This is a genomic window from Methanocorpusculum labreanum Z (assembly GCF_000015765.1).
Lineage (GTDB): Archaea > Halobacteriota > Methanomicrobia > Methanomicrobiales > Methanocorpusculaceae > Methanocorpusculum > Methanocorpusculum labreanum.
The window spans coordinates 1,466,478-1,480,374 of sequence record NC_008942.1 but is presented as its reverse complement, the minus strand read 5'-3'; the positions used below and the strand labels follow the sequence as shown (position 1 = coordinate 1,480,374).

Sequence of the window (13,897 nt, the reverse complement as noted above, 5' to 3'; positions counted from 1 at the left end):
AAAAATTGGTTTTGTGGATATTTCCACGAATTACTGGTATTTCTCTTCGAAGACCAGCCTGTCCAGCGGCAGCTTTTCTGCGAGCGTGATGCCGCCCACATCCGGAACGCCGGCTGCTACGATTGAAACAAGCTTGAATTCTTCCGGGACATTGACGAGTTTACGCACATCCTCCGCGTACTCTTTTTTGTCGCCGGCTATCCAGCATCCGCCGTATCCATAGGCATGGAGGGCCAGAAGCAGGTTTTCGGTTGCTGCCGAGCAGTCTTCGATAACATACTGCCAGTCGGCTTTCCCGAATACGAGGAATCCAACTGCAGCTCCCTCGATGAATTTTCCATTTGGTGCGAGACCGGCAATCTTTGCCAGGGTCTCTTTGTTCTTCACTACAACAAAAATCCACGGCTGGATATTTCGTGCAGTCGGCGCTTTAGAGGCACACTCGAGTGCTTTTCTAATGAACTCCTGCGGGATCTCAGCGTCTTTAAATTTTCGGACACTGTGTCTTGACTGAATGATCGTCACACCGAAGTTTGCAATACCCGGATTTCTGGTATTCATGATTAACCTTATGTCTGACAGGTAAAATAGTCTTTCTCTCAGGTCCGCACAGTTTATTACCGTCCGCCTGACATTATTGTATATGTGTGCCGAAAAACCGGATTTTATCCGGATGTGGGATGAACAGATCGCACGTGCGTTCGAACAGAAGAGAAAGGCGGGTGAAGACAACGGAAGTTTCTGGGACAATCCGGTCAATGTGGAGAGGTATGTCAGAAGACTGCAGAATGATGACCGGGGAAGAGTCAAAAAGCAGCTTGACTCTATGAATATCCTGCCTGGATCTTCGGTTCTCGATGTCGGGGCAGGACCAGGTACACTTTCTGTGCCGCTTGCGGCATCGGGTTGTTCTGTGACCGTTGTCGAGCCTTCCTCCCCCATGATCCGGGGGATGGAAGCATATCGTTCACTCACGAACGCTCCGCCAATTCGAACTATCCAAAAGACATGGGAAGAGGCTTCGCCTGATGAGATAGGCAAACATGATGTGGTGATCGCTTCCCTCTCACTCATGATGGCTGACATTGGTTCCTGCATGAAAAAAATGGATGACTGTGCAGAATCTGCGGTCCATCTCTTCTGGTTCCTCCTCCCTCCCTCACTTTCGCGGGGAAACAGCGATCTTTGGCCGATGCTGCACGGTGAACCGTACAACTACGAACCAACTGCCGATATTCTCTGGAATGTGTTGTGTCAGCTGGGGATCTATGCAAATCTTACCGTAGAATCACGAAATACCGGGCAGGCATACACGTCTGCTGCAGAGATGCGGCAGGACTATTATACCCGTCTTCTGGCAAACACCGATGACCAGAAACGTATCGTGGATCAGTATTTGGATCAGCGCCTCCTCAAAACCGATAAGGGATATATCCTCCCCGGAACGTCAAAGACCGCCCACATCTGGTGGGAAAAATAATTTTTTGAAAAATAAAACAGATTTTAGATCCAGCCGGTCAAAAACGACCAGAGATTGGCAAATCCGGTTATTAGAATATCCTTCATCATATCAAGGTCCACCCCTAAGAGCGGGGTCAGGAAGATAAAGAAGGCAAATGTTGCGATCGTGCTGCCGATATTTGCTGCCGCTGCGACAAGGAGGATCTTAAACAGCGGAACCGAAAACATATCGTGAATCGATTCGGCTTTTGCGATCGCCTTGAAGTCGCCTGCCGTCGGCGGCCGCATTCTGGCCTCCACGATCGCCGCAAACCATCCGCAGGCAAGGAACGGGTTTAACGAAGTCATCCACGCGAGTCCCGCAGCGGTCGCCGCGGAAAGCGGGTGGCCTCTCACAAGTAATGTCGCAATGCCGGCGAACAGTCCGTTCAGAACCACCCAGTAGATGATCGCCCAGATAAGAAGATCGGTTGCCCCGGAAAAGGCGATCGCGAGAATAATAACCGCAAACATCGCAATGAATACACTGCCGATGATCTTCCCCCACGGATATTTTTTCGGCATTTCATTCAGGTTTTTCATGGAGGGCAGTGTTTCAGGATGTTCCCGGAATTTGCTGATTCCCGGAAGGTGTCCGGCACCTACCACGACCACTGCCCGTTCGAACGAACTGTGCTCCAGATTGATGATGCCGTGAGCAAGATAGGCATCCCTTTCCGTGATCAGCGCATTTGCGCCGGTTGGGGAAAACTTCTGGAACTCGGCAAGGGCAAGTTCGATCATGTCGGGATTTGTCAGAGACTCGACCATTTCGGTGTCGATACTCTCTGTTTCGTCATCCGTTCCGACCATCGAACGGATAAGGACCCAGACGAGTTTTATCTTCTCGAGGAATTTCATGTTTCCCCAGAACCTGGCGAGGGTTATGTTGATGTTCCGGTCGATGAGAAGTATCCTGATATTTCTCTCTTCGGCGATTTTTATCGCCTCTTTCATCTCGGCTCCCGGCTCGACACCGACGTTCATACCGACTTTTCGCTGAACATAGGCGAGGATCCACTGAACGAGCATCAGAGTAAAGTTTCCCTTTAAGAGACTCTTCACCTCGGGGGCTTCTGTTTTGCCTTCTTCTTTTGGCAGAATCCCATTTTCCCGATCCTCTGCCTCCTTCATCTGCTGTTTCAATGCGGCAAAACGCCCGGGGTCAAGTTCTATCGCGATCACATCGGGGTTCACTGCGTCCACGACTTCATGGACTTCATCGATGCTTTTTTGTGAAACATGGGCTGTTCCAACGATGTGTATTTCCGTCATTGTTATTTGTGCTGATGAGCTCCCCTGCTGTCGAAGATGATTGTTGACCCCATAACCATACTATGCTTTTGGTACTGCTCTTTTGTTAAAAGAAATTCCTTATCCTCCGCCTCGCGGCGGGCAAGGAGATCCCGTGCGATCAATTCCGCGTCCGGCGTTGGCTCGCCTGATTTACATCCCGAGCATTCAAAAACGAGTAGCCGGTCCCCGTCAAGCATGAAAGGATAGGTCCGGCAGATATGCGGTCGGTGTTCATAGACGGTGCACCGGTTGTTTTTCAGAAACATACAGTTTCCATCCTCTCCCCGCCGTAAAACGCGGCCGAAGGTGAAGGTCGCTCCCTGATCATTGATCCATTCCGGATACGGCTCGGCGATCTGATCCAGGGTAAGGTTTGTCGCTTCACAGAGCAGATCGATTTCATCGGGCGAGACCATGACCTCGTTATCATTTCCGCTGCAGCATTCTCCGCAGCATCTGCAGGCGAATTCCGCGTTGAGGATCTGTATTTCCAGTTCCATCTATGCGTATCTGATGACCTGTTCGCGGATCGTGTTCCTGATAACCTCGGGAGGGAAGCCGAGAATGCTTGCAAGAAACATCGCTCCTCCGGCGCCCGACCCCTCTTTGATCTCGCCTTCTGCGTATCGGGCAAGGCCGTCATGGCCGATCGATCCGAATTCCGGATCCACATAATAGGCATCTGCTCCGACTGCGGCGGCCGTTTCCTTGAACGAGGCCGTCTTGTCATCGTAGACATATACTGTCGTTACAATATCAGGAACTGTGTTTCCAAGTGCCCGAATCACTGCAGCGGCTGCAAGCATCTGCGTGCCTCCAGCAAGGAACAGTTTCCCCCGATATCCTTCGGCGATTCCTGCGGCGACCGGGATCATGGGGTCCCCGACCATCGAAACGATCTCGAGCGGATCGGTCACGCCAGCTTTCTGTACTTTTTTCACTGCTTCGGCTGCGATTTTCTCTTTGATACAGACCGGGTTATCCACGAGGCAGCTGCTGACCTTTGCCTGGTAGCCAAGAGCGCGAAGAACACAGAGTGCGGTCGTCGTCCCGCCCGGAAGACACTCACCGAGAACAAGGAGGTCGTGGGTCTGGGAGAGATACTCCCCGAGCCATCTGCCTTTTTCAAAAAGTTCCTTCGCATTGGGAACGGCCCTTCCTTCCCGAGGGTCGCCTCCGGCTTTTTCACCGAACTGTATATGGGGGACAGTGACCTCATGATCCAGACCAGCCGCGATCATGAGAGGTTTCATGCCGATAAGATCCATCATCGCGAGAGTCAGGACCGCCGGCGTCGGGCAGCCGGTCGGCGTGTTTGGTGTCATGTCAACGGAGGTTATCTCGCCGTTTATAATAAGTTCGGCGTCTAACGGGGGGACCATCAGACTTTTTGCCGGGCTTTCCCCAGCTCCGGATACTCCCTCTATTGTGGAGACGAGGGAGTTTGACAGAATCAGGGCGAACATCGGAGACTCTGCAGAGAAATCCGCTCTCGTTGAAACAAATGACATGATATTATATCATTTAGGACTGACAAGATATAATATAAATGCAGTCACTTCGCGCACTCTTACAGTTCACCACGATCCTCCCTCTGGGGAAACCGGCGGATTATGAATGTTTTGCGAAGCGAAGCTGGCTCTATCCGATAGCAGGATACGTCACCGGCGGTATCGCGGCACTTCCCGGGCTGATCGCCTGGTATCTCGGATTTGAAAACTCTTCGATAATCGCCGCCCTCACCCTTGCCTTGGCGGTCTTCATTTCCGGCGGCAACCACTTCGACGGACTTCTCGACTTCGGCGACGGACTCATGGCGCATGGAAGCAGGGAAAAACGGATACGTGCCATGACCGACCGAACGACAGGTGCCGGGGCACTCGCTCTTGGAATCATGGTTGTTCTGATTTCCTACGCCGCTCTCTCATCCATGACCGTCCTGCAAATCGCTTTCGCCGTGTTCATAGCAGAAATTTTTGGGAAACTGAGTATGGCTTTCTCATCAGCGCTTGGAAAACCATTTCACGACGGGATTCAGAAATATATCTACGATCGTTCAAAAAAGCGGTTCTGCCTCTATGCCGTACTCTTAACTCTCCCGCTCTTCCTTTTGCCTGGAAAAATGTATGTCGGGGCAGGACTCGCTGCGGCTCTTGTCACATTCCTGTGCCTCCATTTCCTCGCGCGAAAACTCTTCGGCGGAACGAACGGGGATGTGACCGGTGCGGGCAACGAAATCACCCGGATGGCCGTTCTTCTGGTCGTAGCGGTAATACTAACGTCTGCGTGAGAGCGGCTGGTATCCGGACCCTGCGTCATCCGAACACTCGATATCGGTGGCATTCTTGTCTTCGATCACGGTGTTGAAAAGGGTCATTCCTTCCATTAACTGTTCATCGAGGGATAATCCTCCCTTTGACCCGCGCATTGCCTGGGCGTATGGATTCGGGGTAACTCTCCGGTTTACCCGTATTCCCGCGCAGTTCGCGCAAAAAACACAGGTACTGTGTACGGAAACTTCCTTATCCCCGCACATCACGGTCGATTTACCGCTCGGTTTTCTCTCAAGAGGTAATGATTTCATTACAGAGAATACGGGATTATTTTCCTATTAGTCTGTCGGTTCTGTTCGTTTGCCCGAGGAATTATTTTATATGGTTGTAAGACCTATCTGTTTACACTCGTGTTGATTTGGATCATACTCTTTTGTACATCCGATCAATGAGTCAAAGTGGAGATACATTATCATGGCAGCAGCAAAGCCCCACATGAATCTTGCCGTTATCGGTCACATTGACCACGGTAAGTCAACAACCGTTGGCCGGATTCTCTTCGAGACCGGTGTCGTACAGCAGCACATTCTTGATGGATACAAGAAAGAAGCAGAATCAAAAGGAAAAGCAACTTTCGAGTTCGCCTGGGTAATGGACTCCCTCAAGGAAGAGCGTGAACGTGGTATTACCATCGATATCGCTCACAAGAAATTCGAAACCCCGAAATACAATTTTACCGTTGTCGACTGTCCAGGTCACCGTGACTTCGTTAAGAACATGATCACCGGTGCATCCCAGGCTGATGCAGCAATCATTGTCGTATCCGGAACCGAAGGCCCGATGGAACAGACCAAGGAACACGTTTTCCTGTCCAAGACTCTTGGTATCAACCAGATCATCGTCGCCATCAACAAGATGGATGCAGTCAACTACTCCGAAGAGAAGTACAACGAAGCAAAAGACAAGATGACCAAGCTCATCATGTCCGTTGGATTCAAACCGGCCGAGACCCCCTTCATCCCAATCAGCGCATTCTGCGGTGACAACATTAAGGAAGCATCGGCAAACACCCCCTGGTACAAGGGCCCGACACTTCTTGCAGCACTTGATCTCTTCAAGATGCCCGACATGCCGACCGACAAGCCGCTCAGACTCCCGATTCAGGATGTCTACACCATCTCCGGTGTTGGAACCGTCCCAGTAGGCCGTGTTGAGACCGGTATCCTCAAGAAAGGACAGAAGATCTCCTTCATGCCGGCAAACGTTACCGGTGAAGTTAAGTCCATTGAGATGCACCACGAAGAATTCCCCGAAGCACTTCCGGGAGACAACGTTGGTTTCAACGTCCGTGGTATCGCAAAGAACGATGTTCGCCGCGGCGATGTCTGTGGTCCGATCGAGAACCCGCCGACCGTTGCAGAGGAATTCACCGCACAGGTCGTCGTTCTCCAGCACCCGTCCGTCCTTTCCGTAGGATACACCCCGGTGTTCCACTGCCACACCTCACAGACTGCATGTATGTTCACCGAACTTAACAAGAAGCTGGACCCACGCTCCGGACAGGTTAAGGAAGAGAACCCGGCATTCCTCAAGGCCGGCGATGCAGCAATCTGTACCATCACTCCGACCCGCCCGCTCGTCATTGAGACTGCAAAGGAACTCCCGCAGCTCGGCAGATTCGCTGTCCGTGATATGGGTATGACCGTTGCAGCAGGTCTTGTTCTGAGCGTTAAAGCAAAGCAGATGAGATAATCTCATCGCTCACTCGAATTTTTTGTGGTGACTTAGAAAATGCAAAAAGCCAGAATACGCCTGACAGGGACTGATTATGAGAAAGTGGAGACGGTATGTACCCGTATCCGTGAGATTGCAGAACGTACCGGTGTAAATATGGCTGGACCTATCCCCCTGCCGACCAAGAGACTTATCGTCCCAATCCGGAAGTCCCCTGATGGAGAAGGTACGGCAACGTGGGATCGCTGGCAGATGCGTGTGCACAAACGCCTCATCGACCTTGACGCCGATGAACGTGCACTCAGGCAGCTTATGCGAATCCAGGTTCCAAAAGATATCAGCATCGAGATCGTTTTAGAGAACTGAACGGGATCCCCCCGTTTTTTTCTTTGAATATATTTTTCTGTTTTTAGCATTGTATCGCGTTTGATATTTCCTATTTTACGTTGTATCAAGACGGAATCGGAATGCTTGAATCGATTATTTTGAGTAATACTTTCTATCTGGATCATGATTTACTTCTTTATGACTATGGCACACTCCTGTGATAAAATGTAAGCCAAGTTTATTAACAAATGATCGTTCGGACACAGATATTCATATCCTATCCTGACAAACATACTTTACGCATCCATGCTTCCGTTTATACAGAATATAAAAAATCGTATCCGTGTCGAGCACGTGATCTTTGCCATTCTGATTCTGGCGATCATTCTCAGATTCGCTTTTCTGGATCTCAAGCTCTTTCATCACGATGAAGCGATTCATGCCTGGTTTTCCTATCAGCTTCTGACCACCGGCAATTACCTGTATGATCCGGTATATCACGGACCCTTCCTATACTACATCACGGCATCCATGTTCGCTCTATTCGGCGACTCCGATCTAGTCGGCAGAATCCTTCCCTGTATTGCCGGCTGCGCTCTCATACCTCTCGTCTACTGGCTGTACAGACTGCGGTATCTCACCGGCAAAGTCGCCGTCATCGCGGCACTTTTCCTTGCGATCGCTCCGGAACTGGTCTACTTCTCCCGGTTTTTACGAAACGATATCTTCGTGGCCTTCTTCTCACTCCTTCTGGTCGTTGCCTTCCTTGCATGGCTGGATAAAGGCAAATGGTATTATCTGGCCCTCGCGGCCGTGGCGGCGGCTCTCGGCATGTGTTCCAAGGAAAATATGCCGCTGATCCTTGTTACCTTCGGCGTATTCTTCCTCTATCTTCTTTGGACCAGAAAGATCACTCTTCCGGAAAAATGGATCCGTGATCTCATTATCGCGGTCATTATCTTCGCTGGAATCATCTGCACGCTGTATTCCTCATTCTGGGCCCATCCCGAAATGATCCTGCAGGCAGGTCCTATGGCCATCGAACACTGGATTGCGATGCACAACGAACAGCGGATCGCCGGGCCGCCGGTGTTCTATCTCCTGATGTTCATCTTGTATGAACTGCCGATCCTTATTCTGGCAGCAGCAGGCATCGTCATTTTCCTAGTGACCGGCAAAAAACGGTCATCTGAAAAAGAAGATGAGTTGGAAAATCCGGAGGAACAAGAACAAACTGAACCAAAAAAGAAGTTCTCCTTTGCGGCCTTGTTTCGCCGGCCGGAAGCTCCCGTCTTTGTTGACAGAAAAAAGGAGTTTATCCGGTTTGCCGTTTACTGGACATTGATCGCCTGCCTTACCTATGCCTACATCGGGGAAAAAGTTCCCTGGCTTTCTCTCCATCAGCTGGTGCCGATGATCTTCGTCGCAGCGTTCGCTCTCACCTTTACCGGAAAATACTGGAAGATCCTTCTTGTTGTATGTGCCGTCCTTTTGTTTGCCACAACCTGTTATGTGGCATACACGCCGACGGATATCGCCGAGCCGATCATTCAGGTCCAGAACTCGGAGGATCTTGTTCCCCTGATGGCAGCGATCGATGCCTCTGACAGAGTTGCTCTTGCGACCGATCAGGCCTGGCCCTTTATGTGGTATTACCGCGGTGATGCCTGGGACAGATTTACCTATTATGGAGGACTGAAGGATTCGTCCACGCTTCTTTCGGGAGACTATGATATCATCATCACCCATGATGACGAGAGTTACGACTCGCTTGACGGGTACACAAAAGAAACGATCCGGCTGAACTACTGGATCGACTGTCCAGGTACCGGGGAGGATCCTGGCTGGATCGCATACTTCTTCACCCGTGCTGGTAAAATCGGCAGTTACAACTTCGATGTGTTTACCCGCACGACTCAGATCACATAACTACTAAGAGTCTGCCCGCCAATATAGGTACATCTATAGGGATGTGTACATGGAACAGGGAATCGTGGAACTGGAAGAACTACGCAGCAGATTACTGGATCTGACGGTCCGCAGCAATCTGCTGAACTATAAACCGTCTCCCGGCAGATCGATCGAGGTCATCGACGGTGATCCAGCGGATATCTATCGGCTCCTTGTTCTTGATGAGAAGGGGATGAAGTTTTATCCGTCCGGCAAAGCTTCACAAACCGAGTCTGAGGACAAACGCATCTGGAAGTATCCTACCTTCTCCAAGACCGCAAAGTATGCCGATCTTATCCTCCATACCTCCTATACCGACATCGAGCTCCGCAAAAAACTCTACAGTCTTCAGAACAAAAGCCGGACTGTTTTTGAAGAGCAGGGATATCCGGTTCTCTATCTTGCTCTCGGGTTTGTCGAATGGACCGAACGCGACTGCCCGGCAAAACCCTTCACCGCTCCGCTTCTTCTTATCCCGGTCGATCTGGAACGTCAGAAGATCAAAGAAAACTATACGCTTAGGTGGACCGGAGAAGATCCAACCCTTTCCCTGTCACTGGTTGCAAAACTTGCCGAACAGGGCGTCGTTCTTCCGGATCTTGGACATCCGGAGACGGTCGAGGAGATATCAGCTTATTTCACCACCATTCAGGAAACGGTTGCCGAAAAAGATTGGAAATTCATCCCCGGTATCTCACTTGATCTTTTTAGTTTCCGTAAATTTGTGATGTTCAAGGATCTGGATCCTGCCGGCTGGGAAGGAAGTTCCCCGCTTGAGGCAAATCCTTTGATCAAAAGGCTATTCCATCCGGAAGCCGAGGCCAATCCTGCCCCGCCCTTCCCGGAAAAAGAGGCGGATCTCCGGCTCCCAAGCGAACGCAGCTTCAGCATTCTGGATGCCGACTCCTCCCAGATCGCCGTGATCGAGGAGGCAAAGGCCGGCCGAAATCTTGTGGTCGAAGGGCCGCCGGGTACGGGCAAAAGCCAGACGATCGCAAACATGATTGCCGAGATGCTGGCTGTCGGTAAGACGGTATTGTTCGTCAGTGAAAAGATGGCTGCTCTCGAAGTCGTGAAACGCCGCTTGGACGTAGCCGGTCTTTCTCCGTATTGTCTGGAACTTCACAGTCAGAAAGCAAAGAAGACCGAGCTCATTCGCGAACTTGAGAAAAGTCTCCAGCATCCTTCACCAGAAACAGCCGGCTCAGCCTATGATCCGGGTCAGATCGATTCGCTGAAAACCGAGTTGAGCGGGTACTGTCATGAACTCAAGACACCGATCGGTGCCTGCGGATTTACACCATATGATCTGTTCGGCATCAGGGAGCAGTATCGGTATGAGTTTGAAAGCAGTCCGCACCGGAAAAATTATCGGCTCCAAAAGATTCCCATCGAGAATGCCGTTGAAATAACCCCGGATGAGTACAAGGCTGCGGTCTCTTCTTTGCAGGAGATCGCATCATACCTGCCGATTTTGCTTAAAGACGGCGAGTCTCTTTCGAATCATCCGTGGGCTATGACCAGGCCCGGTATGATCCTTCCACGCGATATGGATGATATCCGTGATCTGGTAATAACCTATCAGGAAAAAATCCAGGATCTTCAGACCGTTATGCGTGCCGTTTTCGATCTGACGGACATCCCGGTCCCCCGAAGCGAGACCGAGGTGTCCCGCCTGATCGAGACCTGCCGGTATCTGCTGAAGGGATATTCGGTGACGCTCGAAATACTGAATAATCCTTTGTGGGGAAAACAGGCTGAACTGAACCGGCTTATTGCCAATATGCAGGATCTGCATGATCATAATTCCCGGATTCAGACAAACTTTACCCCGGAGATCTATCTTCGCAATCCCGCCCGTCTCTACTCTGAGTTCCTTGCTTATTCGGAAAAAGGCGCGTTTGGCAAACTCTTTTCCGGTGGATACAAGAAACTTAAGGCCGATATCGCCAGGTATTATGTCGGTCCCGTGCCTGATGATTCCAAAATCCTTTCGGATCTGAAAGATGCACGGAACTATCTGACTGCGCGTGATGTATGGGCTCAGGATAAAGCTGCGTATCTATCTTTGTTTGCTCCAGTCTGGAAGGATGAAGAGACCGATCCTGCTTCCCTTCGCAGCTTTACCGAATGGGTTCTTGCGGTCCTGACGATGGTGCAGGAAGAGCTGATCACGCCGCACACCATCGAACTGCTCTGTTCAGGGCAGATTACCCCGCAGTCCCTCTCACCGCTGTTTGAACAGCTCGAAGATGCGGTGATTGCCCACAGCGAATCACGCGATGTTCTGTTTACCCGCCTAGGGATACAAGAATTTGAAACGGATCAGACGTTTGCTTCAATGCGCAAGCTTACCGATCTCTGGATCACGGAGATCGACCGGCTGAGTGAATGGAGTACGTTCCTTACGTATGCGGAAACCTGCGAAAAGACAACGGCGGCCCCTGTGCTGCCTCTGCTCTTTACCGACAAGATCTCAGCCGAGGCTCTCATCCCGGCATATCTTACCGGCTATGCGGATGCTCTTTTGAAAGAAGCATATCGTGTTCGTCCTCTTCTTGCGAGGTTTGCCCAGGCGCCTCATGAACTGAAGATCAAGACCTTTGCCGAGTATGACCGTGCAGCGATTTCCGCAAATGCGGCCAGAATCATTCAGAAACTGGATCAAACGATTCCTGAAATCTATGTGGGTGCCTCCCGTGATTCGGAGATGGGTGTTCTGACCGGCGAGTTCAACAGAAAACGCGGCCATATGTCGATTCGAACCCTGATGACAAAGGCTGGAGGACTTATTCAGCAGATCAAACCCTGCTTTATGATGAGCCCTCTTTCCGTTGCTCAGTATCTGGATCCCCATTCCGTTCAGTTCGACATCATTATTTTTGATGAGGCGAGTCAGGTCAGACCGGAGGATGCTTTGGGTGCTTTGATGCGCGGCCGTCAGCTTGTGGTGATGGGTGATTCCCGTCAGCTCCCGCCGACGACGTTCTTTGATCAGATCGCCGGCCCGGATGAGGATGATGAGGAGTCTGTTGCCGGGATCGGGGATATGGAAAGCCTTCTGCATGTTTGTAAGCAGTCGTACCCGACACGGAGGCTTCGCTGGCATTACCGATCAAGGCATGAATCGCTTATTGCCCTGTCGAATGAGGAGTTCTATGACGGAAGCCTGATGGTCTTCCCCTCGCCGCGGCACGAAACTCCCGATCTTGGCCTCTCCTTTGTTCACCTGCCGAATACGATATATGAACGCGGAAAATCCGGCGTGAACAAAGGTGAAGCCCAAGTGGTTGCTGAATCCGTGATCGAATATTATCTGAAGTATCCTGATAAGACGCTTGGTGTTGCCACGTTTTCCACCCGTCAGCAGGAAGCCATCCGCCATGAGGTGGATGTTCTTCTCCGAACCCACCCTGAAGTCGAGATGCTGATGCGGCCGGCAAACGGCGAACATTTCTTTGTAAAGAATCTGGAAACTGTTCAGGGCGATGAACGCGACACGATGCTTATCAGTATCGGATACGGATTCGATGAGAACCACCGGCTTTCCCGGAACTTCGGACCGTTGAATCAGGCCGGCGGCGAGCGGAGGCTTAACGTCCTTATTACCCGTGCACGGGAACGGTGCGTGGTGTTTTCCAACTTCCGCGGGGCAGATCTGCAGATCGATCCGGATTCTTCATCCGGTGTTGCCGCCCTCTCGCGTTTCCTGACCTATGCGGAAGACCGCTCTTCGATGATGAGCGGCTCCGATATCAGAGGCGTGGATGATACGGAATACTTCCCTGAATCCGTGGCAGTAATGCTTGAGGATTATGGGTATACGGTTTCCCGTAATGTCGGATGTGTCGGATTCAGGATCGATATCGCTGTTTCCGATCCGAAAGATCCAGGCGTGTATATGGCGGGGATTCTCTGCGATGGATCGAATTACTGGTCATCTGACGTAGCGCGTGATCGTGACCGTCTGCGTAGCCAGGTCCTTGAAGGACTCGGGTGGCACCTCATCCGGATATGGTCTGCCGAGTGGTTCCAGCATCCGGTTTCCTGCACGAAGATTCTTCTGGACTTCCTTGCAGACATACAAAAGCCGATCGAGCCTGCCGCGGAGATTGTCGAGGAGCCTCCAAAGATAGAGCCGACCTCGGCGTCTCCGGAACTGATCATAGAAGAAACCCCTGTGATAAAACAGCCCGCTTATGCCAAGGTAAAGGTCGAACCGTATGTTTTCTGCACCGAGTGCGATCTGAATAAGTATCACCAGTTCTCATCCGTGCCCGATTCCGTACTTACTACGGCGATGCTTCAGATCATCTCAGTCGAAGGTCCGATCTCTTTGAGCGTGCTGCATGCCCGGATAAAGGAACTTGGAAGCGTTTCGAAGATGACGCCCGCAATCAAGAAGAAGATTGCTTCACTCGCGGAGGATGAAGTGAACGCCGATCGTTTGACTGTGGATGACGAGGGATTCTACTCGGTTCCAAATAAGGAATTGGCAGCACGCGAACGTCCTGCAAAATGGTCCTGTAATGACGTGTCGCTTTTGGAGATCGGTCTTGCCGCCGAGATTATTCTCGGCAAACAGTTTTCCACGCCGAAATCGGATCTTGTCCGGCAGACAGCGCTTGTCCTTGGGTTCAAGCTCACTGCCCCGGTCAAGGAACGGATGGAAATGGGTATCGATGCTGCGATTTCTTCCGGGAGTATTGCCACCGAAGGCGACAAACTCCTTCGTAACGCTGAATAGTATTTCCACACCTTTTTTCAGATGGCAGGTCCAATAAAGTGAGCAACAGTCTTTCGGGTTTTTAGATAAT

At 51.1% G+C, this 13,897-nt stretch carries 11 protein-coding genes; 6 read left to right on the top strand and 5 right to left on the bottom strand.

Features of this window, described 5'->3' with window-relative positions; genetic code table 11:
- Window positions 1-30: 30 nt before the first annotated feature.
- Entirely contained in the window at window positions 31-561 is a 531-nt protein-coding gene (locus MLAB_RS07665) for a nitroreductase family protein (RefSeq protein WP_011833816.1), read from the bottom strand.
- Window positions 562-643: 82 nt separating this feature from the next.
- Between MLAB_RS07665 and MLAB_RS07660 the strand changes: the two genes are divergently transcribed.
- Window positions 644-1,480: a class I SAM-dependent methyltransferase gene (locus MLAB_RS07660; protein ID WP_143702791.1), complete on the top strand. Its 837-nt coding sequence runs from the start codon at window positions 644-646 to the stop codon at window positions 1,478-1,480.
- Between the two features lie 23 nt (window positions 1,481-1,503).
- Here the strand turns inward: MLAB_RS07660 and MLAB_RS07655 are convergent, their stop codons facing one another.
- Genes MLAB_RS07655 through cobT form a run of 3 tightly spaced genes read right to left on the bottom strand, consistent with a single transcriptional unit; the run spans window position 1,504 to window position 4,307 of the window.
- A complete protein-coding gene (locus MLAB_RS07655) occupies window positions 1,504-2,775 on the bottom strand; it encodes a TraB/GumN family protein (protein WP_011833814.1) in 1,272 nt (423 codons plus the stop codon).
- Between the two features lie 2 nt (window positions 2,776-2,777).
- Window positions 2,778-3,296 (bottom strand): YkgJ family cysteine cluster protein, encoded by a 519-nt coding sequence (locus MLAB_RS07650; protein WP_011833813.1) that lies wholly within the window; start codon window positions 3,294-3,296, stop codon window positions 2,778-2,780.
- Window positions 3,297-4,307, bottom strand: a complete 1,011-nt coding sequence (gene cobT, locus MLAB_RS07645; RefSeq protein ID WP_011833812.1) for a nicotinate mononucleotide-dependent phosphoribosyltransferase CobT — start codon at window positions 4,305-4,307, stop codon at window positions 3,297-3,299.
- 38 nt (window positions 4,308-4,345) lie between these two features.
- On the opposite strand from cobT, the gene cobS reads away from it, so the two are divergent.
- Window positions 4,346-5,086, top strand: a complete 741-nt coding sequence (gene cobS, locus MLAB_RS07640) for an adenosylcobinamide-GDP ribazoletransferase (protein WP_011833811.1) — start codon at window positions 4,346-4,348, stop codon at window positions 5,084-5,086.
- On the opposite strand, the gene MLAB_RS07635 is transcribed toward cobS, so the two are convergent.
- A complete protein-coding gene (locus MLAB_RS07635; RefSeq protein WP_011833810.1) occupies window positions 5,072-5,380 on the bottom strand; it encodes a hypothetical protein in 309 nt (102 codons plus the stop codon). The two genes, cobS and MLAB_RS07635, sit on opposite strands and share 15 nt — an antisense overlap.
- A gap of 163 nt (window positions 5,381-5,543) precedes the next feature.
- Here MLAB_RS07635 and tuf point away from each other — a divergent pair, with 163 nt between their 5' ends.
- From tuf to MLAB_RS07615, 4 genes are all read left to right on the top strand, one after another.
- The gene (tuf, locus tag MLAB_RS07630) at window positions 5,544-6,821 is read left to right on the top strand and encodes a translation elongation factor EF-1 subunit alpha (RefSeq protein ID WP_011833809.1); all 1,278 of its coding nucleotides are present in this window, start codon (window positions 5,544-5,546) and stop codon (window positions 6,819-6,821) included.
- Between the two features lie 39 nt (window positions 6,822-6,860).
- Window positions 6,861-7,169 (top strand): 30S ribosomal protein S10, encoded by a 309-nt coding sequence (gene rpsJ, locus MLAB_RS07625; RefSeq protein WP_011833808.1) that lies wholly within the window; start codon window positions 6,861-6,863, stop codon window positions 7,167-7,169.
- A gap of 267 nt (window positions 7,170-7,436) precedes the next feature.
- Window positions 7,437-9,059, top strand: a complete 1,623-nt coding sequence (locus MLAB_RS07620) for a flippase activity-associated protein Agl23 (RefSeq protein WP_011833807.1) — start codon at window positions 7,437-7,439, stop codon at window positions 9,057-9,059.
- Window positions 9,060-9,108: 49 nt separating this feature from the next.
- Window positions 9,109-13,827 carry a DUF3320 domain-containing protein gene (locus MLAB_RS07615; RefSeq protein ID WP_011833806.1) on the top strand — a complete coding sequence of 1,573 codons (4,719 nt, stop codon included), beginning with the start codon at window positions 9,109-9,111 and terminating at the stop codon, window positions 13,825-13,827.
- Window positions 13,828-13,897 lie beyond the last annotated feature (70 nt).